Consider the following 24,459-nt stretch of genomic DNA (forward strand, 5'->3'; position numbering starts at 1 on the left):
GCCGCATGAAAAGAATGATCGCTTTGATCGTGGCGCTGCTGGCATTTTTAGGCGTCGCGTTCGTGCAAACCGGTGGGGTGCAAACCACCTCCAAACCCAAAACCCCAACTGTCGGCATTTTACAATTAGTGACGCATCCGGCCTTGGATGCGATCCACAAAGGTATTATCAAAGGCTTGGCGGATAACGGGTATAAAACTGGCAAAGACGTTAAAATCGACTTCCAAAATGCGGAAGCTGATCAAAGTAACTTAAAAACCATGTCCGAGAAATTCGTCAACGAGCACGCGGATGTGATGGTCGGCATTGCCACGCCGGCTGCGCAAGCCTTGGCAGATGCCTCGTCGAAGATCCCGATCATCTTAGGTGCCATCACGGATCCTAAAGGCGCCAAGTTAGTCGACTCCAACACCAAACCAGGTGGCAATATCACCGGGGTTTCCGACCAAGCGCCAATCAAATCGCAACTGGCTTTGATCCATCAATTGATTCCGCAAGCCAAAACCTTAGGCGTGATTTCAACTTCTTCTGATGATTCCGCCCAAGTCCAAGCCAAAATGGTCGGTCAATTAGCGCCAAAAGCGGGCTTTAAGGTCAAGCGGTACACCATCAGCTCGACCAACGACTTAAACCAAGTCGCCGGGCAAATGGTGACCCAAGTGGACGCGATTTTCGTGCCGACGGACAACACCATTGCTTCTGCCATGCAAACTTTAGTTCAAGTGGCCAACACCAAGAAGATCCCTGTGTTCCCAACGGTGGACACGATGGTCAAACAAGGTGGCGTGGCAACCATTGGCTTGGATCAATTCGAACTCGGCGTGCAAACCGGGAAAATGGTTGCCAATGTCTTATCGGGCAAATCCAAACCGGCGACGACGCCAATTCATTTTGAAAAAACTGGGAAGTTGATTGTCAACTTGAAACAAGCGAAACTGCTGGGCATTACGATCCCACAATCAGTGATCGATAAAGCCCAAAAATCCGGGGAGGTGTTCCAATGAGTTTAGGCGTATCAGCCATCGGCCAAGGGCTGTTGTATAGCTTGGTCGGCATCGGCTTATTTTTAACCTTCCGCATTTTGGATTTCCCAGATATGACTGTTGAAGGGACTTTTCCTTTTGGCGCGGCAGTGGCGTGTGCTGCGTTGACGCATGGTGCTAGTCCAATCGTCGCGACCTTGTTGTCGTTGATCGCAGGGATGGCCGCGGGCGCGGTGACGGGATTGCTGACCACTAAAGGCCACATTCCAGTCTTGTTGGCCGGCATCTTAGTGATGACTGGTTTGTATTCCGTGAACTTGCGAGTCATGGGTCGCGCGAACTTGAGTTTATTGCATCAACCGAACTTATTTAACGCTGCTTGGCTCAAAGCATTACCCCCATATTTTGATGCGGTGGCAGTGGGCGTCATCGCCTGTCTCGTGATCGTCGCGGTGTTGATTATTTTCCTCAACACGCAAATCGGCCAAGCCTTCATTGCCGCCGGGGATAACCCAGCCATGGCACGGAGTCTCGGTATTGATCCTGATCATCAAATGCTGTTAGGCTTAGTGGTCGGCAACGGCTTGATCGGCTTAGCTGGCGGCTTGCTCGCCCAAAACAACGGCTACGCTGATGTGTCCATGGGCACTGGCGTCATCGTTATCGGCTTAGCGGCGATCATTATCGGCGAAGTCGTGTTCGGCGAGTTGACTTTGAGTCAGCGTTTAGTCGCCGTGGTACTGGGCAGTATTTTGTATCGCTTCGTGTTGTTAGTGGTATTAGCATTAGGCTTCAACGCTAACGATTTGAAGTTATTATCAGCAATCATCTTAGCGTTAGCCATCATGATCCCACAAATCGACCACCGCCTGCGCATCAAGCGCACCTTGCGAAATGGGGTGAAAGCTAATGGCTGAGCAATTAAAACTCGATAATGTCGCGGTTAATGTTGTTGCGGATAACACAGTGAAGCCACTGCTTTCAGGCATCGACTTGACGCTGGCGCCAGGGGACTATGTGGCAGTGCTGGGGACGAACGGTGCTGGGAAATCCACGATGTTCAACGCGATCACCGGCGATATTGAAGTGGCCAGTGGCACCATTACCTTAGCTGGCCACAACATCACCCATGAAAAGCCGGAAAAACGCGCCCGTTTGATCGCCCGCGTCTTTCAGGATCCGAAAATGGGCACCGCACCGCGGATGAGCGTGGCGGAAAACTTGCTGTTAGCCTCTCGCCGTGGTCAACGTTTAACGTTAGCTTCACGTGGGTTGAAAGCGCAAATGGCCCATTTTGAACAACTCGCTGCGCAAACTGGGAACGGGTTGGAGAAAGCCTTAGACCGTCCCACTGAATCCTTATCTGGTGGGCAACGCCAAGCTTTGAGCTTGCTGATGGCGACGCTCAAACGACCAGAACTCTTGTTGCTTGATGAACATACTGCGGCGTTGGATCCGAAAACCAGCGCGTCAATCATGTCCGTGACGGATAAGCTGGTCACCCAAGAGCATTTGACTTGCATGATGATCACCCATCACTTGGAAGATGCCTTGAAATACGGCAATCGCTTGATTGTGTTGTCGCAAGGGCGCATCATCAAAGACTTCAACGCGGAACAAAAAGCGGCGTTGACCCGTGCGGATTTACTCGATTATTTCGGCTAAAACTAAAAACGCTCCGCAAAGTTGTTCATCAGCTTTGCGGAGCGTTTGTTCAATTTAATGTGAGGTTCGGATTTGTCAGATCAAGAATTACAAGCTTTAGTGGCTGAAGTATCACAAACTAGTTTCCATCGTCCTTTTACTAATGAAGCGCATTTTAACGCGCGGCTGAAAACCACTGGCGGGCGCTTTTCATTGAAGGATAAAAATTTAGATTTTAATCCGACGTTGTTTGCCGCCATCACGCGTGACCAACAACTCGGCATTATCAAACACGAGTTGTGTCATTACCACTTGTATCAAATGCATCGTGGTTATCAACATCGCGACGCTGATTTTAAAGCGTTACTCCAAGCCGTCGGGGGCTCTCGCTTTGCCCCAAGTTTACCCCGCGCTGCGAAATATATTTATGTTTGCGCGCAATGTGGGACGCAATATCGCCGCCAGCGCCGCATCGACACGCGCAAATATGCTTGTGGCAAATGCCACGGTAAACTACACCTGATGCGTTAGCGTTAAGCTGGCTGGTTCAAAGCCGAGCCGTTGATAGAAGTTGCGGGCGCCAGTGTCTTCGCCTACGACATTGAGTTGAATGAACTCACCATCATGGGCGCGGGTCCAATCAGTGGCTGCATTCAACAAGGCCCGCCCGATGCCTTGTTTGCGTGCATTAGGCGTGACATACAAGTCGACCACAAAACCGAAGCGGTGAAACACGACTTCGGGATCTGCTCGAGTTTCAGCCATCACCACCAGCAAAAAGCCTAATAATTCACCATCCGCTTCTGCCAAAAACACGTCAGCATTGGCATCTTCAATATAATCTTTAAAGTAGCCGGTTTGATCGATGGGGGCAGGTTGAATGGTTTGCGGTGCCAGTATGGCCATTTCGGCAGTGAGCTGTAGATATTGGCGGGCAACAGCGGGCGCATCTTTTGACGTGGCAGTGCGAATGTTCATGGCAGCCTCCTTTTTCACCTTGGTTAGGGTAATTGTAGCACGGGTGAACAGTTTTCTGTTAGCTTTCAACTTAAAGGCGGCATCGGCCAATTTGTTAAAGATGACGCATGCAATTTGTATCATGATTCAATTAATTGCCAGATTTTGTGAAAATTGCTTGACGTGCACCCCCATTTTCCCGTATACTATTTCTTGTGCTTAAGAGCGCAAACATGTGATATGCGGGCATGGCGGAATTGGTAGACGCGCAAGATTAAGGATCTTGTGGCCGTTTAGGCCGTGGAAGTTCGAGTCTTCTTGCCCGCAGCGGTTTATAAGGATTTACGATTGAAACCACTTGGTTAAAATGTGACTAGCGTCGCGTTTTCCAAGTGGTTTCTTTTTGTGTTTTCTATCTGGCACAATCCTGTTCAATCCAAAATACGGTACAACGGCGGTACAAGAAAAAATGTACCGCCGTTTATAATCATATTCTCATTTATCCGGTGTGAGCGGGTCTTGCAGGCTCTTTATCAAGGCGAGCGCGCCTTCTTTAGTAGGGCGCGTGTAGCTTGCTGTCATCTTGATGTCGCTGTGGCCAAGCCAGTGCATGACTGTGGATTCAGCCGCGCCGTTTTGCATCGCTTGTGTAGCGAAGTAGTGTCGGAACATGTGAGGGCGGGCAGTGATCCCGGTTTTGAGACTGATAACTTTAAAAATCTGTTCATTGATGTATGAGATGTATTGCGGCGTTCCTTTGTCGGTCAAATATAAAAATGTTTCAGGGTTCGGGATGCGGGCGTTATCGGTGCATCGTTTTTTGCATTCTTCGATAGCGTCGTCGATCAGTGACACGAGGGTGGGGGTGATGGCGTAATTTGTGCGATAGGCTGCGTCACTCTTTAATGCGCCGCCTGTACGGTCGCCTGTTGTTCTTGCTTTGTAGTAGTTAATTTCATAGTAAGGCTGGTCGTTTGGCCCAATCTCACGGACAAACGACTTGAGCTGGAGTCCTAGGACTTCCTCACGCCGCGACCCAAGTGTTAGCAGCATGACCATGCAAAAATCGTACCGTGATAAATCTTGCTCTGCGGTTGCCATCCACGTCTTGAAGTCGTCACGGGTAATATTAACGTCACGCGGTGCTGTACCGCCTTTGATGGACGTGGCCTTTAGTCGGTTCTTGTCGATGATGTCCAAGTGCTCAGCATCATTCATGATCTGCTGCATGAGGGAGTTAGCCGACTTGATGGTGTTGTGTGAGTAGCCGTCTATCACCATTTTATTGATGAAGGCTTGATAGTCGGAACGGGAGATGTCGATTAGGCGACGATCGCCGAACGCATCTTTTAGACGCAGATTATATAGATACGTTTTGCCTTTAGCTGTCGATTCACGCCAGCGTTCCGTTTCGAGGTTACGTTTCTTCATCGACTCGAATTGCTTGCTGAGTGTGACAGCGCGATGAGTGATCGGGCCGAGGTGTCCACCGGCGAGAGTGGACTCAAAATCTTTTAACGCACGATCAGCGTCTCGCCACGTCCTAAAGCCGCTGGGGTGGAACTCATCGCGTTTCCCGTCAGCATTTTTGAAGCCACGTCTGATGCCGTAGCGTTTGCCTTTTTGTGTATCATAGCTATATAAACCCACGTGGCGGGGTACTGGAGTCCATTTTCTCATGCTAATTGTCCTTTCTTGTGAAGTATATAGGTAAAAGTACACAAACATATGTTCTTTCAAAGCGTGAAATAAAAGCCCCGAAATGGGGCGTTGTATTAGACTAATTTAGGCTAGGCAAGTCGTTGCGTTGCCAATATTTAGTGGCAAATTTTGGAACGTTATCGTCATCAAATTCTTTTACGTTTAAGGTCCTCAGCTTATTGCCTTGAATGTCAGCAGTCATTTCTTTTGTGCTGTGAGTATTACCTCCGGCATCTTCTGTGGGATATGTAACCATAACAGAAATGTTCGAAAAGCCGTCACCTTTTGATTTTTTGAACGCCTTCCAAATAGATGCGATATCAGTATGCATCGATTTAACCGCCGACTTGTCGTCCCAGGCACTGTCTTCTTTAACGGTTACTAGAACGGTTTTAGATTTTGGATAATCATAAACACCACCTACTTCAGTGACTTTCAAATCAGGTTCATAATGTTTTAGCATCGCTTTTACAGAAGCATTGCTGTTTAATTTATAAACTTTTTTGGAAGGAGCAGGGGGTTCAGAGAATAAGTAATCAGTGCAGCTGATTGCACCCTTAGCTAGAATTAAGATTGCCACTATAAGAAGCCAAAACTTCCAACTTTTCCAAAACGGCTTTTTAATATTTCTACGAGATATTCTAGTTTCTTGCCCCATTTTATCCTCCAAGTACTCAGCTTTTACCGTCGATCAGGTTTGGACGTTCCATTAAATGGATTCGCTAGTATCGTAGATGTATCTTCCGAGGATACGGAAGTCCTGCTCCTCGTCCTTTTTAAAGACGTATGGCTTGAAGCTGGGATCCCAACTCATCGGCTCAAACATGACCGCGATAGATGTTTCGTGAAATTGTTTGACCGTCGCGTCTTCGTGGTCGATCATCACAGCCACAATGTCGCCGGATTCCGGTTGTATGTCCTTGCAGAAGACAGCCGTGTGTCCATTGATGATTTTGCGGTTCATGCTTTCGCCGCGAACCTTGAGCGCGAACAGATTGTCGTAACCATAGCGCTCGACGACGTCTTTTTTTACATCTAACTGGCCAATTACGTTCTGCTCGGCTAGTGTTGCTACGCCCGCCTGAATCTCGCCATAGACCGGAATCTGGACGGTTTCAGCGGCTGTGATTGGCACGGCGTTGGCGGGCATGTCATCATCAAGGCCTAGTAAGTAATCGGTCGTCACGTCAAACAACGTGGCTAGTTTTATAGTGTCCTCGCTACTAACGGCTCGTTTGCCATTTTCCCACATAGTTACTGTGCTTTGGCTGACGGACATTTTATCCGAGAGCATGGCTTGAGTCCATGAGCGTTTTTTTCTAAGTGCGGCAATGCGCTTGCCAATAGTCATGTGCGTCGCCTCCAATATCATTGTAAATATTACTAATGGTGGGAGCAAATTATTTTAAGTATTATTGCTAAAAGTGTTGCATATTACTTAGAGTGTGTTATTATTAATACATCAAGTAAAGAGGTGATGATGTTGAGCTTAAAAGATGTACGCGAAAAACGCGGATACACTCAACCTGAACTTGCTGAAAAGGTTGGGGTATCACAATCCCTTATCTCTCAAATGGAACAAGGGAAAAAGAACGGTTCGGTTTCAACGAATATGAAACTGGCAACGTTTCTCGGTGTAAGTGTTGAGGCCATTTTGCATGGACCTAAATTTACACAGAGTAATAATGAGAAACAGGAGGCTAAGCGATGAATCAACTAATTAAGGTAACGATCAACGGCAAGCACGAACAGGTAGTTTCGGCTCGCGATCTTTACAAGGGGCTCGAAGTGCAACGCCGGTTCAGTGCTTGGGTAGAACAGAACTTTAAGATGTTTTGCGAGAACGTCGATTTTACAAGTGTACTTACAAGTACGGTTGTTAATAACGGTGCCGAGCGAGAACTTCAGGACTACGCGCTAACAATCGACATGGCGAAGAACCTAGCCCTCATGAGTAAGACCCAGAAGGGTGCCGAGTACCGAGCCTTCTTGATCGAAGTCGAACGCAAGTGGAATGACCCACAGGAAGTCATCAAACGCGGGTACGAGTATCTCAAGGATGAAAACATCCAGCTTAAGGTTGAAAACCGATCGCTCGAAGCTAAGACACAACTCATGGCACCAAAGGCTGCATACTTCGATGAATTGGTTGAGCGCAACACGCTTACCAATTTCCGCGATACGGCCAAGATGCTTGGCAAGCGTCAGAAGGAATTTATTGATTGGTTACTAGGTCGCAAATTTGTATACCGAGACAAGCATCACGCTTTGAAGCCTCATGCCGCATACGCGAACTCGTATTTCACCATTAAGGACAACAAACAAGGATACCCGCAAACGTTGATTACGCCGACGGGACGGAGCGCATTCAGTATCTTGCTTGGCGATCAGGAGGCAACCAAATGACCAACGAACTCAAACGTGAGCAAGTGGCCTCATGGTCGAAACGTAAGCAACTCGACTTCATCATCGAGTGGAGCGGGCGCAGTGCTCAAGCTGTCAACGCAATGTCTGTGTTGATGGACGCCGATACCGTTGTCGATTGGGTGATGGATGTGGTAGAAGACTTCCAAGGATCTTTGACAATCTAAGTGTACCGCCTGAATTTTGGGATGTCCTTGTAATCTGTACACGCCTCAACGAGAGGGGGTGAACAAAATGGCAGAAGTAAACATTAAAGCCGCAATGAAGCAAGCAATTGCCCGTAGCGGCCGGCAAAACAAAGAGCTTGCTAAGACTATCGGACTATCACCACAAGGTTTGTCTAATTACCTTAACGACCCAAACCGCGACGTTCCAGTTGATCTGGTTGGTCGCTTGGCCCGCGAGCTTGGCGACTTGCAGTTTAAATACGAAGTTGGCGATTGGTGGCTGGACTTAGGGCTGGCAATTACCGGCACGACTGTGATACCAATACCAATCGCGCTCAAGGAAGACATGGACGATGAGCAAGACGATCGCGAACAGCTTGACCGTCAAGCTAAGCGTATCTTGCGGAAGCTTCCAGAAGCGTGGTCGAAAGAAGATTTTGATTTCATCGTAAAGTACCGCAAGGAATTTAACGAAGAAATCTCATCCGAGCATCTAATGCTTGATGCCTTGGACGACTGGATCAAGCGTGCTGAAATCGCATTACAGGAGGTGAACTAAATGGACGTAGCAATCAAGCCGACCGACGATGAGCTTTTCGCATCACTGGTCGCCGAAAAGATGGTCGAGCAAATCAAGCCACTTCTACCGGATATGGTCAAGCAAGCTGTTGAAGGTTTCATGCCTCAAAAAGGTCTAAACCGTCAACAAGTTAAAGCGTTGATCAATGTCAAGGACGACATGCTCGCCAGTGAGATTATCGACCGACCAGATTTCCCAAGTTATCCGTGTGGCACACAGCGTCGCTATTGGCCGCACGCGGTAGACAAGTATCTGACCGAACACAATCTTAGCTAGGAGGCAGCAGCATGACCGGACTATTTATCACAGTAATGGTGATCCCATTAGGCGGTTGGGCGCTTATCAGTGTTCCGGCAGTCGGCAAGGCAATGGATCACTTCATCGTATCCCGCCCCAAACTAGCTGAGTTCTTTGGCGGCTGGGACGAAGACACAAAAAAAGCCCCAGCGGGCGCAACCGCGGGGACTGAAAACTTGCTTAATAACAATATTTACCCATCCATTGTATCAAATCGGCTGGGAATCCGAAAGGTGGAAACGAAATGAAAAAATCGTATGTATTGGTGGAAATTGAACGCAAGGACGACGGCATCGCAACCCAGTTGACCGCTGAACACGTTAGCCCTAACGACATGGTGGCAACCGTCGTCGGTATCGTTAATGCGATCTCACAAGAAACCGGCGACTCTACTCAAAAGATTTTTGAGAATGCGAAGCGGATGGCGTTGCTCGAAGAAATGTATCAGGGCAATGCATCACCGCTAGACATCCTCAAGGAGGTGCTCAAGCATGGTTGATTGCTGGCAACCACTATACAATCCCAAGACCGACGAAGAACGTGAGGTAGAACTCGCAAAGGAGGACATTGATTATGATGCAACCATCTAGCACCACTGAACCTACTTTCAATCCTGAACAATCCGAATTTGACAAGATTCGCGAAGAAATCGACCAATTCGGCGAAGCGAAGCAAGGCTTCGTAACCGACGAAGGTAAAGCCGGTTGGGCGTTTCGTGAAATGGCTAAGATCGCCCGTGAAAATCAAAAGACACGCGATCAAGCTGAGATGGCTATCAAACAAATTGAAGACTGGCGCGATGCAAAGGTCGGGAAAAACGATTCGTTTTACTCCTATCTTGAGCATGAATTGCTGGCTTACTCAGAAAATCAACGCCAAAAAGACCCGAAATATCGCCTAGATACTCCATTTGGCAAAGTTACTATTCGCACCACTAAGACGCCAAAAGCAAAGATCACTGATGCGACTCAAGTGTTAAACTTCGTCAAAGCTAACTGGAATCCACATGTGCAAGACGAAGTTATCAAACGCACGGAAAAAGTCGGCATCACTGATCTAAAGCCATTTATCAATATCGCTAAAGGCAAAGTTTTTGATGAAGATGGTGAAATGATTCCGGGTGTTGAAGTTGTGCCTGCTGGCGTTGAATCATCAACCGTTAAGCCGACACCGATCACGGAGGTACTGTAATGGATCAGCCAAATGATAATCAAAGCTTCGAAACGTCCATGCCATCAGAAGAATTAGTAAAAGGATTGGCAAAGTTTCGGGAACAGCTCGAACAACCTGAAAAGTCTCGCGAAGTCAATACAGGCAAGTACACGTATCGTTATGCGACCTTGAATGACGTCATTAATGCCATTGATCACGCAATTAAAGGCACGGGGCTTTCATACCTGCAATTTCAATCAGTCGATAATCGGATGGTCAAGGTTCGCACAATCATCGTGTCCGCCGGTGATCGATTAGATACCGGTGTGGTTGAAATGGCGGCGGGTGGTAATCCGCAAGCTGTAGGATCGGCAATCACGTATGCGCGACGTTACTCGCTGTCTACCGCTTTTGGGATTGCTCCTGACGAAGACGACGATGGGCGCGCTGCCGAAAACTCATTCGATCAAGTGCAACAACGTGGCAACCAAAATTACCAGAACAATCGGAATAACGCTCAGTCAAGCAGCCAAGAGCGAACCTACCCGCAACAGCGGCAACAAGCTCCAAGCCAACAATCACAGAACCAAGCGCCTCAGCAACAGCAAGCTCCGCTTAAGAGCACCGACCACCCTGCACAGCCCGAGTCAATCAAAAAGTTTCAAGATCGCGTTGATACTTGGGCAAAACAGCAAGGTACGGACGCAAAAGCCGTCATGGGAATTCTATTCTCTGCTGGTAACGTTAAATTTCAAAGCTGGAAAGACTGTACCGTTGGCCAACTTTTTGAGCTCAATATGCAAATGCAGAAGCTTGAAGGAGGTAACCAATGATCAACAGCGTTTCATTAACAGGCCGCTTAACTCGTGATATTGAACTCAAATACACTCAAAGCGGAATTGCTGTGGGTAGTTTCATCATAGCCGTGGATCGGCAATTTAGCGGTGCTAATGGCCAACGTGAAAGCGACTTTATCAGTTGTCGGATTTGGCGTAAGAGTGCCGAAAATCTTTCCAACTTTACCCATAAGGGCTCGTTAATCGGTGTCATGGGACACATCCAAACGGGTCAATACACCAATCAACAGGGTCAAACCGTTTATACAACAGACCTTATCGTTGAGAACTTCGCATTATTGGAGCCTAGATCAACGACGGACTATCGCCAACAAGGAACTCAAACTCAGCAAGGCTATCAGCATCCGCCGCAACAGCAACAAAACGGCGATCACCAGCAACCACCGGCGGATGATCCGTTTGCAAATAATGGGCAGCCAGTCGACATCAGCGATGATGACCTTCCATTCTAGTGAGGTAACAGCATGAGCATGATACGTGATAGCGGGTAAGGAGGTGCTTGCGTGTGAGTACTAGCTACTTTTCGCACGACAGCAACGCCCGCAACGATGAGAAATTAATTAGGCTTCGCATGAAGCACGGCGCCGCCGGTTACGGTGTGTTCTTTATGTTATTGGAACGTCTCAGGGACGAGGCGAACTATACGAGTATCAAAGATTATAACGTCATAGCCTTTGACCTTCGCGTAGACGCCAGCTTGATAAAAGATGTGGTTGAGAACTTCGGGTTATTTGCCTTTACCGATGATGGTAAGTGTTTCTACTCCGAATCATTCAATGCTCGCATGTCCCTGATGGATGCCGCCAAAAATAAACGAGCCGCCGCCGGCAAGAAAGGCGCTGCTAAGCGTTGGGGTAACGATGCTATAGCAAAGCCATCCGAAAATAATAGCAATGCTATAGCAAAGCCAAGCGAATCTGATGGCAATAAAACTAATAAAACTAAACTAAATAAAAATAAAACAAATACTACTCGTCAGAAGTCCGCTTCGCGTACCTTCGCCGAGGATAGCGAGGAATATAAATCTGCCTTGCATCTTTGGGGACGCATCGAAACCAACAACCCCGATGCTAAGGCGCCCGACTTGCAGAAGTGGGCTGATGAGCTACGCCTCATGCACGAACGGGATGAACGCCCTTGGGACAAAATCGGTCGCATGATCGATTGGTGCCAAGACGACGATTTCTGGCAGGCTAATATTCTTTCACCGGTTAAGCTACGCAAGCAGTATGACCAGATGGCAGCTAAGGCTAACGCGAATGCTAAGCAAGTTAAACAGCAAAGCTATGGGCGTCCACGTCGCCAAGAGGACAATCCAGCTTGGATGCAACCGGGGTACACCCCTGAATCTAAGCCTGCGACACCAGAAGCCAAGGCAAGTATTAACGCCGGGCTAGATCAGCTAAAAGCGATGAGGGAGGCGAAAGCTAATGCAAGCACCGACTAAGGCGCAAGAGCAGCGTTGGGCGCGTGTCTTGAGCTACCTCATGTGGATGCACGCCAGTTGGCAATCGCCAACAATTCGTGAGATTGGCGCATACATGGGCTGGAGTTCTACCAGCACCACGTTTAGACACCTCACCGCGATGCTCGAACACGATTTGATCGCCCACATTCCCGACAGTCCGCGCACCTATCGCGTGACTGACAAGGGACTGGAGCTGTTAAACAAAAATGGAGGAATCAAAATTGATAGACAAGCGTGAACGTTGTGCACTAGCACTTCAAGCATTTAAACAACACACCGGCATGAGCCAGCTAAAAATGGCTCAACAATTTCACGTCGGGCATAGCGTTATTTCGACGCTTATGCACGCCCGTATGGGAGTTTCAATCAAGACTGTAGAAATGGTAACAACACAGTGCGAACGCGCTCAATACGCCAATCTAGACAACGCCCGTGAGCGGATTCGTAACTACATCGACGATCATGCGCCGCTTCCAGATAGCCCGTACACAGTCGCAGACTTCGCCAGAGCCATCGGCGAGCCTGCCAGAATGATTGATGACTTTTTGAGCGATGACGAAAAACGGATGTATAAATTGCCGCTTCCAGCACTACATGTAAGTTGTAGCCTGCTTGGCATCAACTACACAAAGCTTATCAGCCCGCTTACAGCCGCAGATTACGTGGTTACGGCATGAGAGGGTATAAACCTATCCGATGCGCAAGCAAGTACCACGCACGCCCAGCCTATGCGTCTGACGGAACCAAGTGTGCCAGCCAGGCTGAGGCGAAGTATTACGACCACTTGCTATTCACACACGCGGACTTCAAGTTTCAACAGCGATTCGAGATTGTGCCGAAATTTGCCTGCAACGGGAAGCGATATGCCCATCGCGTCTACACACCTGATTTTGTGATCTACGAAGATTACAAAATAGTCAAGGTGGTGGACGTCAAGGGCGGTAACGCGACTATGACGGCCGATGCACGGCTTCGCATGATGATGTTCATGTGGAAGTATGACACGCCGGTCACGATCGCAGAATATGATTCAAGGTCAGGTCTGTTCGTGGAGAAACAGGCGTAATCGTGAAATAGAAAGGACTGAAATAAATGCCAGCTACACAAAGCGGTCTCAAGTTTGATTATGCAAGAGCACGAATTCAGAACTATTTAGATGATCATGAGATTACTCGCGAGGATTTCTCAGATGAAATTCTCGTGAAGTATCCGACATTTAACAACTTCATGGCAGACGATAGCCGAAAGTTGGCGATTACAGCGCTTGCCAAGTCCGCCCAAACCATGGGAATCACTTACGAAAAATTAATCAGTCCACTGGGACCGGAGGATTATACGCTATGAAAGAAAAGTGCGAGCTCTACAACGACCACTTTCAGAACTTTAAGCGATACGGTATTCCAAAGGCACAGCTTGTAATTGCCGACATTCCTTACAACATCGGGAACAACGCCTACGGGTCAAATCCAACTTGGTATGTTGGTGGGAACGATAAAAATGGCACTAGTGACAAGGCTGGCAAGACGTTCTTCGATACAGACGTTGATTTCCGCGTTGCCGAGTTCATGCACTTTTGCAGTCACATGCTAGTCAAGGAACCCAAAGAGCGCGGGAAGGCACCAGCAATGATCGTGTTTTGCGCATTCCAACAGATGCAGATGGTTATCGAATATGGGAAGAAATACGGGTTCAAACACAGTTTTCCGCTGATATTCATCAAAAACCAGTCGGCACAGGCTCTGAAAGCCAACATGAGGATCGTGGGCGCTACCGAGTACGCCGTGGTCTTATACCGCGACAAGTTACCGAAGTTCAACAATGATGGGCAGATGGTATTCAACTGGTTCCGGTGGGAGACGGACGGTACCTATCCGAAGATTCATCCCACGCAGAAGCCTATCCCAGTACTGAAACGGTTGATCGAGTTGTTCACCGATCCGGGTGACGTTGTGATCGATCCGTGCGCTGGTAGTGGATCTACGCTAAGAGCAGCTGCGGAGCTAGGCAGATCTTGTTTTGGGTTTGAAATTAAGAAGGATATGTACAGGCTGGCAAAAGAGAAAATGATCAGCACCATGTCTTTGGCGCTTTTGTAAGGAGGACTATATGCTGTGAAAGCATTTGAAACGATCTTAATGATTATCGCGATGGTCTTAATCGCCATTTCATGCCTCGACATGGTGATTTTTAACGGTTGGGTGTTACCTATAACGGGACTGATTATGGCGCTGGTGATGCTTGAATTTGTGCGAATCATCGCAGTGTGGGAGATGAAGGGTAAAGGAGTGGCTAAGCATGAATGAAGAAGACGTCCGTCAGAAGATGCTAGATATTGTCGGGGATATTTACAATGCGAAGTTCGTTGAGCATGGGCTGAACGGATATACGAAATTCGACGGTCATACGTTGGATGAGGCCAAGTACACAATTAACAAGGCATTTGACAGGCTCGAACCCGATCACCCTAAAGTCAAGCTGCCGCGGGAAGTCGGGGAAGAACTGGATAAGTATAAGCAGCGCGGAAATGAAACCTATGATTTGATATTTGACCTAACGACTTATAGCGAAGAGTTGGAGGAAACTAGCCGTTATATTCCATACGATAGTATGGATCGTGCAGATAGACTAAATGCAGTGATGGACGCTTACCGCTACGGATGGGAAGCTGAGCCGGAAGCTAAGTGGTATGTGAAAGCGCCGGAAAGCTGGCATAAAGATGAAGACTGCTGGGCCAATATTGAAGATGGTGAGATTGATTTTGCTGAAAAGTGCTGGGCGACCCCGTTCACCCGCGCCGAACTCAAGCAGTATCACCTAGACAGCGACATCTTTACGCTGGTGCCAGTGGAGGATAGCCATGAAGATTGAAATTACTCACGTCAAGAAATACAACGCCGCATGGAATCATGTTATCAGCGTTGACGGCACACCAGTGGCAATTGCTAAGTCGGCAAGGCGCGCTGGACTGATCGCCGCTTATCTCGATGGTGCAGTTATCGAATTGCATGATGGCACGTTGGTAAAACAACTGGACAAGATTAAGGAGGTATCGAGATGAGTGAAAAGACAATAAAAGTAGCCGCGCATTGGTATAACGCTGGTGCCAGTGAAGGAGAAAAAATGAGTAAGCGAATTTTTGCAATCGAGTTAGATGTTGACGACATGGAATCGAACATTTACATGCGCATGTCACAATCTGAACTACTGCAATTGCATGACAACATCAACCACCTATTACTTTTGGACGATGCCGCAGAAAGCCACAATTACCGTCAGACGGTGAAAGATGAATATTCTGGCGAGAAGGTTAGTTTGACAATTGGATTGCACAAATGGGCGGAGGTATCGCGATGAGCTTATTCGCAGTTAAAAACGATAAAGGTGAGTGGCTTGGCTGTGAGGCTTATTGTGACGAACCCGATTGGTTCAAGCATGGCGGCTTCATGTTTGATATCAGGGATAAAGCGGAGGCCGATGCCAAAACTTACGGCGGTCACGTCGTCGAGTTAGTCGAGGCCCAGGCGAAGATCGTTGTGAGCGAGGAAGAAGACAGGATGCTGAAAAGGGCCAAAAACACAACCGTGTGGCGTCCAGCAGCTGTAATCTCTGCATACGCATACGACAACACGAAAGATCCAGACAGCGAGGCACTTCTGGAAGATCGCCTCATGCGCGCCTACATCAACGGCTGGACGGTCGAGAAGCCGAAGCGGTGGAACGTCAAGGTGCCACTCGTGCAGGCTCAAGGTGGCCTATGGTTCTTAATCAATGCTAGCGGCAAGCTGGATGCTACTTATCTCCAAGATCTCGCTAAAAAGTTTTCCATGGAAGAAATCAATACATGGGGTTTACAAGATTGCGAACGAAAAGAGGTAACCGAAGATGACGAATAAATCTGACATAGACGCGGCACAAAAGGCCATCGATGCCGCGAGCAACGCAATCGACAAGCTTGATCTGTGTGGTCTGTATGATTGCGCATGGCAAGCCAACAACGGCTATCAACGTATTATCGATTACAACAAGGAGCAGTTGGAGGTGACTGACGATGAGCAATGAGACGAAGCGGGACGTGTTCGAGAAAATTAAATCGGAATTAATTAGTAACTTAGCAAACACGATATACCAGAATGGTGGGTTAATGCCGTTGGAAGATGCTACTAAGGTAGGAGAAAATTATGCTACTCGTTACGCCGCCGCCCTGCCAGATGATCTGCCGGTGATTCCGGAAGCGGTAGGAGACGCTATCAAAATTCACAAAGATTACGCGCACAGTCTTTTGGATATCTTTGGAGCGCTCAGCATCTATGGTGTTTCACGCACAGAGCCTTCACTGGATTATAACGCGTGGATTGTACATCACGCAGACACTTTCGCCCGTGCATGGGTATTAGGTGCATGGTATGTTGAGGAAAGCGGCGAAATCGTGAAACTGGAGGCGGAGGACTGATGGCAGTGAATGAGATTCGAGTATGGGCCGAATGCAACGACGGCCACACTAAGCTTGCAGGGCTTAACACTGACAAGTTCACGATTGGCGAGATCTGTAAATGGGCTGGTGTTATCCCGATGGTGTTCATAAATGACTTGGAGGAGCGAGATGAGAGAAATTAAATTTCGTGTGTGGAGTAGGTCACAGGGCTATATGGACTTGCCGACCAGCATCAGTATTGACGACAGCGGACATGTAGATCATGTGTACTGCTATGGCGACGATTATGCGGATGGTGACTTCGAACTGATGCAATTCACCGGCCTGCGCGACAAGAACGGGCGAGAAATCTACGAAGGCGACCTTTTTGAACACAAGTTTGGCTACTCGGTATTAGACGACACCCCTCATAGTGAAATGGGTGTCGAGTACGGTGTGGTTGTCTTCGCCGATGGCCGGTTTGGAGTTAGAACTCCAGGATGGGGTGTGCGCAGTCTTCGCGATTTGTTATCACGAAAGGGGCACTTGGATGACATGCCTGACAGCGATCTGTTCAAGATGATTATTGCTGGAAATATATTTGAGAACCCAGAACTATTGGAGGCGGAGATTAAGTGACCCGCTACCGTCTGTACCGGTCCGAAAGCCATGCGCCCATTGGTCGCGAGTACCTGCACCACGTCGTAACGTCCACAGGAGAGCGTCTAGCGGGTTTTGTCGAGCTACCAACACGATTAGGCGCGGTTGAGTTTGAACCCGCACAGGCGGTTATATGGATGCACAGGGACAAGAGATTAAGGAAAGAGGAAGCCGAATGAAAAAAGATTTGATTATTTGGGTGCCAACAGCAAAAGGTGCCGACACGATGAAATTTGAAAATGTGACAGAGTTCCGTGGCTTTGAGACGATTATCCAGTTTGAGTATGACGGTGTATCCACCAGCAAGCATCGTCGCGCGGCTTTTGAACGGAGCAAAATTCTAGGGTATGCGTTGGAGAAGGAGGCAGGCGATGATGGTAATTAATCTTTCTTTAGCCATCTGCCTAGTCGCATGGCGCGCATGGCGGAGAGGGGTGATCTAATGCTCAAAATTCTAGAGCTCTTTGGCGGCATTGGATCACCACGCATTGCTTTACGAAATCTCGGCATACCAGTTAAATCAATTGATTATGTCGAAATCGACGCTGCAGCCGTTCGAAGCTATAACGCGATGTTCGCAGGCCAGAAGTATGACCCACAGAACGTGATTGGGTACAACCTCAAGCCGGACATTCTGATTCATGGATCACCATGCCAAGATATTTCAATCGCTGGTCGTCGATTAGGTGCTGATGAGGGTTCTGGCACACGGTCAAGCCTCATGTGGCAAACACTCAAAATCATTGAGCAAATGGGTGTGTGGAGGCCACGAATCGTGATCTGGGAGAACGTTAAGGGCGTGCTTCAAAAGCGCATGTCGGCCAATTATGCCAAGTATTGTGATGTTTTGGATGGCTTAGGCTACACGACCACTAATGCCGTGCTTGATGCAAGGCAGTTCGGCCTACCTCAGTATCGCGAGCGGGTGTTTACAATCAGCGTGTTAGGAGGTCAGCCGTTCGATTTCTGGAAGCTTAGGCAGACTGAGATGCGACCTATCGGCGAATTTTTGGAACCGTCAGCACTAGAATACACGATCACAAGCCCGTCGATGCTGTCACGCTTGCCTGGTGCTTCAAGTGGTGCGTTTGCTGGCAGATTGATGCCGATTGATCGGTGGTGCTGGACTATTACGACCAAACAGAATCGCAACCCCAACAGCGGTGTCGTCCCGATTGGAAATGGCCAGTATCGTTTACTCACACCGCGTGAATGTTGGCGGCTACAAGGGTACTCTGATGCCGACTTCGATGCAGCCGCTCAAGTCAACGGGAAGACAAACCTGTACAAGCAGGCGGGAAACTCTATTCCAGTACCAATCTTTGAATCAATCTTTGAGGAGATGATCTAATGACCAAAGAAACAAAACAAGAAGTTTTTGACGCATTAATGGCCGATATGTCGCACGGATCTGAACAATGGCGAACACGATATGACGCCGCGCCACTTTGTGTACTTCCGGTGCTTCCAAAGCCGGTAGCTGACTGTATGGAGTTTTGGAAGGCCAAAGGCTCGATACTATCCATTTTTGGCAGGGCGCGATACGCAGCTAAACATAGCAAGACTGAGCAAGGACGCGGAGTCTGGTTGTGGATTCTGAACAATCAAAATGATTTTGCCCTCGCTTGGGTGCTTAACGATTGGGAGGTAGAAGATGAGCCTGTATGATTATCTTGGGATCAAGTTCTGGTGGGAGGCCATCACGACAATTATCGGCCTCACTGCGTTTGCTATCTGGTTAATTTACAACTGGTGGCATGATCGTTGATTGCCGTCATGCTGTTCATAATATCAAAAAAAATAGCGCACCATCGCTGGCCCGCTGTGATCACATCTGACAAATCTGATTATAGCATAAGGGGACGCGAGCATGGGAGTAGTGCAAACTTACGAATGGCGGCTAAACCGTAAGGAAACAGCCGCTAACGCTGATGCTGAGTTAAAAGACTACCGGCATCGGCACCAGAAATCACGGCGTCCAGAAGTCGCGGGGCTCAAGTCCCCGAGCCTGGACGGTATGCCGCGAACTGATTCAATCGAAAACGGGCAAGAGGGCAAGCTTCTGGGACATTTGAGCGATCAAGAGTTCTGTCAGCAGGTCGTGAGGGCCATTGAGTGCATCGAAGACGATGACCAGCGAACTATTTTAACCCTGCTATATATCACCAAGCCGATTACTGCTGAAGCGATTCAGCAACGGTTACACATGAGCAACACGGCGTACTATCACAAGCTAGAAGATGCTTTAGTTAGTTTCGCAGAGGTCTGGCCACCGATCCCATCCGATTTGCTGGTCTATCATTCTGAGCGATTGTAGGGCGATTCAATGGCTATGCAATAGCACACACAAGCGACGAAAAAAGATTTATATTGGTATTGTGCCAAGCAATTAGAACGGCAGAGGCGCAGAAGTTGGGGCAAGAAATTGCCAAGGCGGTTGAAAACCCGTCACCTCACCGTGATAGGTGGGGACGGTAGTAGCTCAGTAGGTAGAGCACTTCGATGAAAAGATCGTGTCGCGGGTTCGAGCCCCGTCTACCGTATTGTCGGAAGCCCATTCGGCAAAAGGTTCCCCAAACCTTATTCATTTCTCCAGTGGGTCGGCGAGTGGTTAAAAGCTATCGCCGATCATTGTGCGAGCACGCGGCACTTGCTACATCAAAACTATTAAGTTAGAAGGTGCAGCCCCTCTTGATTACTCATAGCGTGCAAAAGAGTTTTATTCTAGCGACGGCTCGGAAACCTTGCTAGACACAATTTAATAATGCGATGTCTGACACCATCGCTAGGCCGTCCTTAGGTGAGGCGGCTATTTATTTGTATTCAAATGGGGCGATCCCGTGAAGATGATAAAAACTAGTTGCGGATACATGACCGCTCAAGAGTGGACGATGATCTGCCGTGTTAGCAAGCAAGAAGAACATCAAAAGAAAAAGGCCGAAAAGAATTCTGATCGGCATGGAGGTGTGGTGATATGTGATGAAGCTAAGCCCAAAACAGCGTTCATTTGCTGATAACTTCATAAAGTCAGGAAATAAGTATAGATCAGCAATTGAAGCTGGATATTCTGAAAACTACGCGCGTTCTCATGCTGAAAAATTATCGGAGAATGTCGGTATAAAATCATATATTGATGAACGCATGAAACGCATCGAGTCTGACAAGATTGCTAAGGCTGATGAGGTGCTTCAATACTTCACCACAGTGCTTCGTGGAGAGGCAAAAGAGACGATTATAGTTGGCACTCCAGATGGCGCAGAATCTGTTGAAAACGAGCCAAGCATAAAAGACCGCATGGCAGCAGGACGCGAATTGTTAAAGCGTTACCCTGGCAATGATGAGCTACTCAATGCTCAGCTAACGAAGATTATTACTGATATTGAGAAAACTAAAGCCGATGTTCGCAAGTCTAAAGCTGAGGCTGATATCATGGAAGCCAAGGCAAAACGCGAAACCAGCGAAGATACGAGCAACATTACAATCAACATCAAACCAATTGAGCAAGACGGAGGCGATGACAGTACAGATTAACATCGATCTGAATTCAATTGTCCCCAAAGTATATGCACCACTGTACAATGACAGAACACGTTATTTGACATACAAAGGTAGTCGTGGATCACGAAAGTCATTTTCTGTTGCTGAAGACGTTCTCATGCAAATCATCATGCATCCTTACGTCAATTGGATTGTGCTTCGCCAATACGCATATACGAATAAGGATTCGACATACAGCACCATTCAGCAGGCAGCCATGCGTCTTGGCGTCTACGACCTGTTCAAGTTCACGCTATCACCGCTAGAAATCACCTTTAAGCCAACCGGCCAGAAGGTGTTTTTTCGTGGCATGGATAAACCGCTTGCCGTTACTTCATTGCAACCAACAACTGGTGTGCTCGCTCGTGCATGGTGGGAAGAAGCCTATGAGCTGAAATCGCTAGACGCATTCAAGACCGTTGAAGAAACTATGCGTGGTGAAATAAGTGATCCTGATGGCTATTACCAGTCGATCATCACATTCAACCCTTGGAGTGATCAGCATTGGCTTAAGCGTGAGTTCTTCGATGAAGACACAAAGAACCCACGTTCTAAATCGTTCACGACCACATACAAAGACAATCCATATCTGGACGATGATTACATTGCAAGCTTGAAAGACATGATTAAGCGCAATCCTAACCGCGCCCGCGTTGCCGTATATGGTGACTGGGGCATTGCTGAAGGGCTTGTGTTTGACGGGCTGTTCGAGCAGCGTGATTTCAATTGGGACGATATTGCAGCATTACCGAAAGCCGTTGGCCTTGACTTCGGGTTCAAGCACGACCCGACAGCAGGTGAATTCATCGCTGTTGATCAGCAGAATAGAACTGTCTATATCTACGATGAATTCTACCAGCAAGGAATGCTGACACAGCAGATTGCTGAGGCTATTGGTCAGCACAAAGGCTACGGCTTGCAGATAACGGCTGATAGTGCTGAACAGCGGCTTATATCCGAGCTGTCCGGTGTCTATGGTGTGCCAAACATCGTAGGCGCTGGGAAGGGCAAAGACAGCGTCTCACAGGGCATTCAGTACATGCAGTCTTACCATTTTGTTGTTCATCCGCGTGTTAAAGGACTGCTAGAAGAATTCAATACCTACGTTTATTCAAAGGACAAGTTCGGCAACTGGACGAACACGCCAGAAGACGCGAACAATCACGGGTGTGACGCCCTCCGCTATGCCCTTGAGCCGTTTATGTTCCGTACTGCTGGCCACTACATGAGCAATCATGAACGTATTCAGACAATCAAAAATCTAGGATTGAGGTGACATGATGGAACCATTTGAAGAATCAAACTTACTGTATCAAGAAGAAATTTCGAACCTCAATCCGGATCGGATTATGAAGTTCATTTTTCACCATCACGAATATCAGCTTCCACGATTGAAAAAGCTCGACCGATATTACAAAGGCCAGAATGAGGGCATTCTAAGTCCGCCATCGCGGCGTATTGAAACCGGCAAGTCAGACCATCGAGCTGTTCATTCATTCGGCAAGTACATTGCTGATTTTCAGACGGCATACTCCGTTGGTAATCCGGTAAATGTAAAGCTTGAAAATGATGACAAGCGGATCGACCAGATTACGCAAGTGAACGACTTTGACGCGCTTAACTATGATTTATTTCTTGATATGACACGCTACGGGCGCGCATACGAGTATGTTTACTACGGCAGTGATTCAATTGAACATTGCGTACGCTTGGACCCACTTGATACGTTCGTCATCTATTCGCTTGATGTCGATCCGCAACCAATCATGGCTGTTCGGTACCATTCAGTTGAATTGGTTGACGATAACAACAAGACAATTATTGACATCATTCCAGAAACATGGACAGCAACGGAGCATGATGTGTACAAGCCGACAACAGTCGATGGCTCAATGTACTTAGATCACAGCGACATTATTCGCGTGTTTCCCGTTGTTGAGTATGACAACAACCGATTCCGCACAGGTGACTTCGAACATGTGATCTCACTGATTGACCTATACGATTCGGCACAGTCAGACACAGCGAATTACATGACCGACCTGAATGATGCGTTGTTAGTTATTAGCGGCGATATTGACGCTCTATTCAACGGTAGCACGCTGATGAGCGGTGTTGACCCAAGCGATCCTGAGGCAATGAAAAAGCTCGCACAGGATAAACTGGAATTGATTAAGGAACAGAAAGACGCCAACATGCTGTTGCTCAAGTCGCGAATGACAGCAACAGGACAACAGACGAGTGTTGACGCAAAGTATATCAATAAAGAGTATGACGTTAGTGGCACCGAAGCATACAAGAAACGTGTAGCGGAGGACATTCACAAGTTCAGCCACACACCGGACCTAACCGATAGCAACTTTGCTTCAAACGTTTCCGGTGTAGCTATGAAATACAAACTACTTGGCACCGTCGAGCTGGCGGCAATCAAGCGGAGAATGTTTGAAAAGTCATTATATCGGCGATATTCAATTATTGCGGCTCTTGATAGTAGCGTTTCAGGTGGCATGAAAACGGATCCTAACACGATTCAATTCACGTTCCGGGATAACTTGCCAACAGACGACATCACTCAGATTCAAGCACTTGTTGCTGCGGGTGCGACATTGCCACAAGAGTATCTATACCGATTCGCACCTGGTATCACTGACCCGCAAGAGGTTACTGATATGATTGCCAAACAACGAGCAGATAGTGACTACAGTGAGGACTTGACGACCAATGACGAAAACACCCAAGGAACGGATCAAAGCGTTCGCGGACAAGCAAGACAAGCAACACCGCCAGATAGCAAGTGATGTTGCCAAGTACACGGCGGCATTTATGGCGTTCTGGTATGCATTCAACGAGAAGCACGAAAACTATACACATGCTGACGACTCGCGCTACTATGATCCTGAATTGAAAGAACAAGTCGATAGAGATGCGCAAGAGGCCGGAGTTAAACAGAAATCAGTTGCCAACAACGATGAACTGCTGTCATACGCGGCCTACGTTTACGCAACGGCAGTGGCGATTAAAGTCGCTGATTATATCGGCACCACTCTTGGCGATTTGGTAAAACAGACTGCCAAGCTTGGATCATCAATTTACGGCAAGACAATCAAGCCTGACCTATCAATCGTGGATGAACTTCTTGACGGCGTTAAATGGAGCGACCGCATTTGGTCTAATCAAGATGCTTTGCGTAATGACCTTAAAAAGATGATGAAGAATGCACTACTGACGCACAGCAATCCAATCACACAAAGCCCAGCGCTTCGTAAAAAATTCGGCGTCATGAAATATCAGTCGGACAGAATCATTCGAACCGAGAGTGACCGCGTCATGGCACACCAAAGCGTTGTGAACGCACGCGATGCTGGCTACAAGAAAGTTACTTGGGTGATTAACTCCGGTGCATGTGACATCTGCTTGCAACACAGCGGAGAAGTATACACGTTGAAGCAAGCTGATGGTATGATACCGGCACACCCCAACTGCCTTTGCTCATGGGCAGCATATGATTCCGGCGATGAAGTGGACGAATAACATGTGACCTGAGCAAGTCCCTAAACCGCTCAAAAATAATAGCGTGAAGTGAAAGACGTGTGATCGTGGCTGGGCCTTATGGCGTGGCTG

General features: G+C 47.9%; 40 protein-coding genes and 2 tRNA genes. 38 read left to right on the top strand and 4 right to left on the bottom strand.

Going from position 1 to position 24,459, the window contains the following annotated elements:
• Positions 1-5 precede the first annotated feature (5 nt).
• From trpX to FD01_RS07690, 4 genes are all read left to right on the top strand, one after another.
• The gene (gene trpX / locus FD01_RS07675; RefSeq protein WP_056963556.1) at positions 6-1,004 is read left to right on the top strand and encodes a tryptophan ABC transporter substrate-binding protein; all 999 of its coding nucleotides are present in this window, start codon (positions 6-8) and stop codon (positions 1,002-1,004) included.
• Positions 1,001-1,900, top strand: a complete 900-nt coding sequence (locus tag FD01_RS07680; protein ID WP_056963558.1) for an ABC transporter permease — start codon at positions 1,001-1,003, stop codon at positions 1,898-1,900. Before trpX ends, FD01_RS07680 begins: the two co-directional genes overlap by 4 nt.
• The gene (locus FD01_RS07685; protein ID WP_054713977.1) at positions 1,893-2,648 is read left to right on the top strand and encodes an ABC transporter ATP-binding protein; all 756 of its coding nucleotides are present in this window, start codon (positions 1,893-1,895) and stop codon (positions 2,646-2,648) included. The genes FD01_RS07680 and FD01_RS07685 overlap by 8 nt, the downstream gene beginning before the upstream one ends.
• A gap of 72 nt (positions 2,649-2,720) precedes the next feature.
• The gene (locus tag FD01_RS07690) at positions 2,721-3,158 is read left to right on the top strand and encodes a SprT family protein (protein WP_054713974.1); all 438 of its coding nucleotides are present in this window, start codon (positions 2,721-2,723) and stop codon (positions 3,156-3,158) included.
• On the opposite strand, the gene FD01_RS07695 is transcribed toward FD01_RS07690, so the two are convergent.
• Positions 3,141-3,605 (bottom strand): GNAT family N-acetyltransferase, encoded by a 465-nt coding sequence (locus FD01_RS07695; RefSeq protein ID WP_054713971.1) that lies wholly within the window; start codon positions 3,603-3,605, stop codon positions 3,141-3,143. The two genes, FD01_RS07690 and FD01_RS07695, sit on opposite strands and share 18 nt — an antisense overlap.
• A gap of 221 nt (positions 3,606-3,826) precedes the next feature.
• On the opposite strand from FD01_RS07695, the gene FD01_RS07700 reads away from it, so the two are divergent.
• Positions 3,827-3,911: transfer RNA gene (locus FD01_RS07700), tRNA-Leu, on the top strand.
• Positions 3,912-4,079: 168 nt separating this feature from the next.
• Here FD01_RS07700 and FD01_RS15715 read toward each other — a convergent pair.
• The 3 genes from FD01_RS15715 to FD01_RS07715 form a co-directional block, all read right to left on the bottom strand.
• Entirely contained in the window at positions 4,080-5,264 is a 1,185-nt protein-coding gene (locus tag FD01_RS15715) for a tyrosine-type recombinase/integrase (RefSeq protein WP_162257350.1), read from the bottom strand.
• 100 nt (positions 5,265-5,364) lie between these two features.
• The gene (locus FD01_RS07710; protein ID WP_056963560.1) at positions 5,365-5,943 is read right to left on the bottom strand and encodes a hypothetical protein; all 579 of its coding nucleotides are present in this window, start codon (positions 5,941-5,943) and stop codon (positions 5,365-5,367) included.
• Between the two features lie 51 nt (positions 5,944-5,994).
• Positions 5,995-6,636 (bottom strand): LexA family protein, encoded by a 642-nt coding sequence (locus FD01_RS07715; RefSeq protein WP_056963562.1) that lies wholly within the window; start codon positions 6,634-6,636, stop codon positions 5,995-5,997.
• Between the two features lie 132 nt (positions 6,637-6,768).
• Between FD01_RS07715 and FD01_RS07720 the strand changes: the two genes are divergently transcribed.
• From FD01_RS07720 to FD01_RS07880, 33 genes are all read left to right on the top strand, one after another.
• A complete protein-coding gene (locus FD01_RS07720; protein WP_202813677.1) occupies positions 6,769-6,996 on the top strand; it encodes a helix-turn-helix transcriptional regulator in 228 nt (75 codons plus the stop codon).
• Complete coding sequence (locus tag FD01_RS07725; protein ID WP_054713961.1) at positions 6,993-7,691, top strand: antA/AntB antirepressor family protein; 699 nt, start codon at positions 6,993-6,995, stop codon at positions 7,689-7,691. Before FD01_RS07720 ends, FD01_RS07725 begins: the two co-directional genes overlap by 4 nt.
• The gene (locus FD01_RS07730) at positions 7,688-7,876 is read left to right on the top strand and encodes a hypothetical protein (protein WP_054713958.1); all 189 of its coding nucleotides are present in this window, start codon (positions 7,688-7,690) and stop codon (positions 7,874-7,876) included. The genes FD01_RS07725 and FD01_RS07730 overlap by 4 nt, the downstream gene beginning before the upstream one ends.
• Before the next feature lie 67 nt (positions 7,877-7,943).
• Complete coding sequence (locus FD01_RS07735; protein WP_054713955.1) at positions 7,944-8,435, top strand: helix-turn-helix domain-containing protein; 492 nt, start codon at positions 7,944-7,946, stop codon at positions 8,433-8,435.
• Positions 8,436-8,732, top strand: a complete 297-nt coding sequence (locus FD01_RS07740) for a hypothetical protein (protein ID WP_054713952.1) — start codon at positions 8,436-8,438, stop codon at positions 8,730-8,732. It abuts the gene before it with no gap.
• An 11-nt stretch (positions 8,733-8,743) separates the two neighbouring features.
• Entirely contained in the window at positions 8,744-9,001 is a 258-nt protein-coding gene (locus FD01_RS07745; RefSeq protein WP_054713949.1) for a hypothetical protein, read from the top strand.
• Positions 8,998-9,252 (top strand): hypothetical protein, encoded by a 255-nt coding sequence (locus FD01_RS07750; RefSeq protein WP_054713946.1) that lies wholly within the window; start codon positions 8,998-9,000, stop codon positions 9,250-9,252. The genes FD01_RS07745 and FD01_RS07750 overlap by 4 nt, the downstream gene beginning before the upstream one ends.
• Positions 9,253-9,326: 74 nt before the next feature.
• Complete coding sequence (locus FD01_RS07755) at positions 9,327-9,944, top strand: host-nuclease inhibitor Gam family protein (protein ID WP_056963564.1); 618 nt, start codon at positions 9,327-9,329, stop codon at positions 9,942-9,944.
• Positions 9,944-10,738 carry an ERF family protein gene (locus tag FD01_RS07760; RefSeq protein ID WP_054713937.1) on the top strand — a complete coding sequence of 265 codons (795 nt, stop codon included), beginning with the start codon at positions 9,944-9,946 and terminating at the stop codon, positions 10,736-10,738. Before FD01_RS07755 ends, FD01_RS07760 begins: the two co-directional genes overlap by 1 nt.
• Entirely contained in the window at positions 10,735-11,214 is a 480-nt protein-coding gene (ssb, locus tag FD01_RS07765) for a single-stranded DNA-binding protein (protein ID WP_056963566.1), read from the top strand. Before FD01_RS07760 ends, ssb begins: the two co-directional genes overlap by 4 nt.
• Before the next feature lie 53 nt (positions 11,215-11,267).
• On the top strand, positions 11,268-12,209 hold the full coding sequence (locus FD01_RS07770; RefSeq protein WP_056963568.1) for a DUF4373 domain-containing protein: 942 nt from the start codon (positions 11,268-11,270) through the stop codon (positions 12,207-12,209).
• On the top strand, positions 12,193-12,468 hold the full coding sequence (locus FD01_RS07775) for a LexA family protein (RefSeq protein ID WP_056963570.1): 276 nt from the start codon (positions 12,193-12,195) through the stop codon (positions 12,466-12,468). Before FD01_RS07770 ends, FD01_RS07775 begins: the two co-directional genes overlap by 17 nt.
• Complete coding sequence (locus FD01_RS07780) at positions 12,452-12,907, top strand: hypothetical protein (RefSeq protein WP_054713922.1); 456 nt, start codon at positions 12,452-12,454, stop codon at positions 12,905-12,907. The genes FD01_RS07775 and FD01_RS07780 overlap by 17 nt, the downstream gene beginning before the upstream one ends.
• Positions 12,904-13,296 carry a DUF1064 domain-containing protein gene (locus tag FD01_RS07785; protein ID WP_054713920.1) on the top strand — a complete coding sequence of 131 codons (393 nt, stop codon included), beginning with the start codon at positions 12,904-12,906 and terminating at the stop codon, positions 13,294-13,296. Before FD01_RS07780 ends, FD01_RS07785 begins: the two co-directional genes overlap by 4 nt.
• A 26-nt stretch (positions 13,297-13,322) precedes the next feature.
• Positions 13,323-13,574 carry a hypothetical protein gene (locus FD01_RS07790; protein WP_054713917.1) on the top strand — a complete coding sequence of 84 codons (252 nt, stop codon included), beginning with the start codon at positions 13,323-13,325 and terminating at the stop codon, positions 13,572-13,574.
• Positions 13,571-14,326 carry a DNA-methyltransferase gene (locus FD01_RS07795; RefSeq protein ID WP_054713915.1) on the top strand — a complete coding sequence of 252 codons (756 nt, stop codon included), beginning with the start codon at positions 13,571-13,573 and terminating at the stop codon, positions 14,324-14,326. The genes FD01_RS07790 and FD01_RS07795 overlap by 4 nt, the downstream gene beginning before the upstream one ends.
• A gap of 15 nt (positions 14,327-14,341) precedes the next feature.
• A complete protein-coding gene (locus tag FD01_RS07800; protein WP_054713912.1) occupies positions 14,342-14,533 on the top strand; it encodes a hypothetical protein in 192 nt (63 codons plus the stop codon).
• A complete protein-coding gene (locus tag FD01_RS07805) occupies positions 14,526-15,098 on the top strand; it encodes a hypothetical protein (RefSeq protein ID WP_056963572.1) in 573 nt (190 codons plus the stop codon). The genes FD01_RS07800 and FD01_RS07805 overlap by 8 nt, the downstream gene beginning before the upstream one ends.
• Positions 15,088-15,288, top strand: coding sequence for a hypothetical protein (locus tag FD01_RS07810; protein WP_054713904.1), 201 nt, complete (start codon positions 15,088-15,090; stop codon positions 15,286-15,288). The genes FD01_RS07805 and FD01_RS07810 overlap by 11 nt, the downstream gene beginning before the upstream one ends.
• On the top strand, positions 15,285-15,584 hold the full coding sequence (locus FD01_RS07815; protein WP_056963574.1) for a hypothetical protein: 300 nt from the start codon (positions 15,285-15,287) through the stop codon (positions 15,582-15,584). The genes FD01_RS07810 and FD01_RS07815 overlap by 4 nt, the downstream gene beginning before the upstream one ends.
• The gene (locus FD01_RS07820; protein ID WP_054713898.1) at positions 15,581-16,123 is read left to right on the top strand and encodes a DUF1642 domain-containing protein; all 543 of its coding nucleotides are present in this window, start codon (positions 15,581-15,583) and stop codon (positions 16,121-16,123) included. Before FD01_RS07815 ends, FD01_RS07820 begins: the two co-directional genes overlap by 4 nt.
• Positions 16,113-16,289, top strand: a complete 177-nt coding sequence (locus FD01_RS16380; protein WP_164480465.1) for a hypothetical protein — start codon at positions 16,113-16,115, stop codon at positions 16,287-16,289. Before FD01_RS07820 ends, FD01_RS16380 begins: the two co-directional genes overlap by 11 nt.
• Positions 16,279-16,680: a hypothetical protein gene (locus FD01_RS07825; RefSeq protein ID WP_054713896.1), complete on the top strand. Its 402-nt coding sequence runs from the start codon at positions 16,279-16,281 to the stop codon at positions 16,678-16,680. Before FD01_RS16380 ends, FD01_RS07825 begins: the two co-directional genes overlap by 11 nt.
• 150 nt (positions 16,681-16,830) lie before the next feature.
• Positions 16,831-17,280, top strand: a complete 450-nt coding sequence (locus FD01_RS07830) for a YopX family protein (RefSeq protein ID WP_054713894.1) — start codon at positions 16,831-16,833, stop codon at positions 17,278-17,280.
• A 196-nt stretch (positions 17,281-17,476) separates the two neighbouring features.
• Complete coding sequence (locus FD01_RS07840; RefSeq protein ID WP_056963576.1) at positions 17,477-17,686, top strand: hypothetical protein; 210 nt, start codon at positions 17,477-17,479, stop codon at positions 17,684-17,686.
• Positions 17,687-17,743: 57 nt separating this feature from the next.
• Positions 17,744-18,652, top strand: coding sequence for a DNA cytosine methyltransferase (locus FD01_RS07845; RefSeq protein ID WP_152164705.1), 909 nt, complete (start codon positions 17,744-17,746; stop codon positions 18,650-18,652).
• Complete coding sequence (locus FD01_RS07850; RefSeq protein WP_054713888.1) at positions 18,652-18,969, top strand: hypothetical protein; 318 nt, start codon at positions 18,652-18,654, stop codon at positions 18,967-18,969. Before FD01_RS07845 ends, FD01_RS07850 begins: the two co-directional genes overlap by 1 nt.
• A gap of 202 nt (positions 18,970-19,171) precedes the next feature.
• Positions 19,172-19,618 carry a DUF1492 domain-containing protein gene (locus FD01_RS07855; protein WP_054713886.1) on the top strand — a complete coding sequence of 149 codons (447 nt, stop codon included), beginning with the start codon at positions 19,172-19,174 and terminating at the stop codon, positions 19,616-19,618.
• Positions 19,619-19,772: 154 nt separating this feature from the next.
• A tRNA-OTHER gene (locus tag FD01_RS07860) sits at positions 19,773-19,844 on the top strand.
• Positions 19,845-20,280: 436 nt separating this feature from the next.
• Positions 20,281-20,832 (top strand): terminase small subunit, encoded by a 552-nt coding sequence (locus FD01_RS07865; protein WP_056963580.1) that lies wholly within the window; start codon positions 20,281-20,283, stop codon positions 20,830-20,832.
• Positions 20,816-22,114, top strand: a complete 1,299-nt coding sequence (locus tag FD01_RS07870) for a PBSX family phage terminase large subunit (RefSeq protein ID WP_056963582.1) — start codon at positions 20,816-20,818, stop codon at positions 22,112-22,114. Before FD01_RS07865 ends, FD01_RS07870 begins: the two co-directional genes overlap by 17 nt.
• 1 nt (position 22,115) lies before the next feature.
• Positions 22,116-23,636 (top strand): phage portal protein, encoded by a 1,521-nt coding sequence (locus FD01_RS07875; protein ID WP_054713883.1) that lies wholly within the window; start codon positions 22,116-22,118, stop codon positions 23,634-23,636.
• Positions 23,560-24,369: a structural protein gene (locus tag FD01_RS07880; RefSeq protein WP_225436229.1), complete on the top strand. Its 810-nt coding sequence runs from the start codon at positions 23,560-23,562 to the stop codon at positions 24,367-24,369. Before FD01_RS07875 ends, FD01_RS07880 begins: the two co-directional genes overlap by 77 nt.
• Positions 24,370-24,459 lie beyond the last annotated feature (90 nt).

Source organism: Lacticaseibacillus manihotivorans DSM 13343 = JCM 12514, from assembly GCF_001435035.1.
Classification (GTDB): domain Bacteria; phylum Bacillota; class Bacilli; order Lactobacillales; family Lactobacillaceae; genus Lacticaseibacillus; species Lacticaseibacillus manihotivorans.

What these genes read in the sequence shown, in the direction of transcription:
- FD01_RS07840 (WP_056963576.1), top strand. Translation starts at nt 17,477, where the DNA reads ATGAAAAAAGATTTGATTATTTGGGTGCCAACAGCAAAAGGTGCCGAC.
- FD01_RS07790 (WP_054713917.1), top strand. Translation starts at nt 13,323, where the DNA reads ATGCCAGCTACACAAAGCGGTCTCAAGTTTGATTATGCAAGAGCACGA.
- FD01_RS07710 (WP_056963560.1), bottom strand. Translation starts at nt 5,943, where the DNA reads ATGGGGCAAGAAACTAGAATATCTCGTAGAAATATTAAAAAGCCGTTT.
- FD01_RS07735 (WP_054713955.1), top strand. Translation starts at nt 7,944, where the DNA reads ATGGCAGAAGTAAACATTAAAGCCGCAATGAAGCAAGCAATTGCCCGT.
- FD01_RS07850 (WP_054713888.1), top strand. Translation starts at nt 18,652, where the DNA reads ATGACCAAAGAAACAAAACAAGAAGTTTTTGACGCATTAATGGCCGAT.
- FD01_RS07750 (WP_054713946.1), top strand. Translation starts at nt 8,998, where the DNA reads ATGAAAAAATCGTATGTATTGGTGGAAATTGAACGCAAGGACGACGGC.
- FD01_RS07830 (WP_054713894.1), top strand. Translation starts at nt 16,831, where the DNA reads ATGAGAGAAATTAAATTTCGTGTGTGGAGTAGGTCACAGGGCTATATG.
- FD01_RS07725 (WP_054713961.1), top strand. Translation starts at nt 6,993, where the DNA reads ATGAATCAACTAATTAAGGTAACGATCAACGGCAAGCACGAACAGGTA.
- FD01_RS16380 (WP_164480465.1), top strand. Translation starts at nt 16,113, where the DNA reads ATGACGAATAAATCTGACATAGACGCGGCACAAAAGGCCATCGATGCC.
- FD01_RS15715 (WP_162257350.1), bottom strand. Translation starts at nt 5,264, where the DNA reads ATGAGAAAATGGACTCCAGTACCCCGCCACGTGGGTTTATATAGCTAT.
- FD01_RS07820 (WP_054713898.1), top strand. Translation starts at nt 15,581, where the DNA reads ATGAGCTTATTCGCAGTTAAAAACGATAAAGGTGAGTGGCTTGGCTGT.
- FD01_RS07845 (WP_152164705.1), top strand. Translation starts at nt 17,744, where the DNA reads ATGCTCAAAATTCTAGAGCTCTTTGGCGGCATTGGATCACCACGCATT.
- FD01_RS07760 (WP_054713937.1), top strand. Translation starts at nt 9,944, where the DNA reads ATGGATCAGCCAAATGATAATCAAAGCTTCGAAACGTCCATGCCATCA.
- FD01_RS07695 (WP_054713971.1), bottom strand. Translation starts at nt 3,605, where the DNA reads ATGAACATTCGCACTGCCACGTCAAAAGATGCGCCCGCTGTTGCCCGC.
- FD01_RS07755 (WP_056963564.1), top strand. Translation starts at nt 9,327, where the DNA reads ATGATGCAACCATCTAGCACCACTGAACCTACTTTCAATCCTGAACAA.
- FD01_RS07775 (WP_056963570.1), top strand. Translation starts at nt 12,193, where the DNA reads ATGCAAGCACCGACTAAGGCGCAAGAGCAGCGTTGGGCGCGTGTCTTG.
- FD01_RS07855 (WP_054713886.1), top strand. Translation starts at nt 19,172, where the DNA reads ATGGGAGTAGTGCAAACTTACGAATGGCGGCTAAACCGTAAGGAAACA.
- FD01_RS07785 (WP_054713920.1), top strand. Translation starts at nt 12,904, where the DNA reads ATGAGAGGGTATAAACCTATCCGATGCGCAAGCAAGTACCACGCACGC.
- FD01_RS07875 (WP_054713883.1), top strand. Translation starts at nt 22,116, where the DNA reads ATGATGGAACCATTTGAAGAATCAAACTTACTGTATCAAGAAGAAATT.
- FD01_RS07680 (WP_056963558.1), top strand. Translation starts at nt 1,001, where the DNA reads ATGAGTTTAGGCGTATCAGCCATCGGCCAAGGGCTGTTGTATAGCTTG.
- FD01_RS07730 (WP_054713958.1), top strand. Translation starts at nt 7,688, where the DNA reads ATGACCAACGAACTCAAACGTGAGCAAGTGGCCTCATGGTCGAAACGT.
- FD01_RS07810 (WP_054713904.1), top strand. Translation starts at nt 15,088, where the DNA reads ATGAAGATTGAAATTACTCACGTCAAGAAATACAACGCCGCATGGAAT.
- FD01_RS07865 (WP_056963580.1), top strand. Translation starts at nt 20,281, where the DNA reads ATGAAGCTAAGCCCAAAACAGCGTTCATTTGCTGATAACTTCATAAAG.
- trpX (WP_056963556.1), top strand. Translation starts at nt 6, where the DNA reads ATGAAAAGAATGATCGCTTTGATCGTGGCGCTGCTGGCATTTTTAGGC.
- ssb (WP_056963566.1), top strand. Translation starts at nt 10,735, where the DNA reads ATGATCAACAGCGTTTCATTAACAGGCCGCTTAACTCGTGATATTGAA.
- FD01_RS07740 (WP_054713952.1), top strand. Translation starts at nt 8,436, where the DNA reads ATGGACGTAGCAATCAAGCCGACCGACGATGAGCTTTTCGCATCACTG.
- FD01_RS07745 (WP_054713949.1), top strand. Translation starts at nt 8,744, where the DNA reads ATGACCGGACTATTTATCACAGTAATGGTGATCCCATTAGGCGGTTGG.
- FD01_RS07880 (WP_225436229.1), top strand. Translation starts at nt 23,560, where the DNA reads ATGACGAAAACACCCAAGGAACGGATCAAAGCGTTCGCGGACAAGCAA.
- FD01_RS07685 (WP_054713977.1), top strand. Translation starts at nt 1,893, where the DNA reads ATGGCTGAGCAATTAAAACTCGATAATGTCGCGGTTAATGTTGTTGCG.
- FD01_RS07805 (WP_056963572.1), top strand. Translation starts at nt 14,526, where the DNA reads ATGAATGAAGAAGACGTCCGTCAGAAGATGCTAGATATTGTCGGGGAT.
- FD01_RS07870 (WP_056963582.1), top strand. Translation starts at nt 20,816, where the DNA reads ATGACAGTACAGATTAACATCGATCTGAATTCAATTGTCCCCAAAGTA.
- FD01_RS07815 (WP_056963574.1), top strand. Translation starts at nt 15,285, where the DNA reads ATGAGTGAAAAGACAATAAAAGTAGCCGCGCATTGGTATAACGCTGGT.
- FD01_RS07795 (WP_054713915.1), top strand. Translation starts at nt 13,571, where the DNA reads ATGAAAGAAAAGTGCGAGCTCTACAACGACCACTTTCAGAACTTTAAG.
- FD01_RS07825 (WP_054713896.1), top strand. Translation starts at nt 16,279, where the DNA reads ATGAGCAATGAGACGAAGCGGGACGTGTTCGAGAAAATTAAATCGGAA.
- FD01_RS07715 (WP_056963562.1), bottom strand. Translation starts at nt 6,636, where the DNA reads ATGACTATTGGCAAGCGCATTGCCGCACTTAGAAAAAAACGCTCATGG.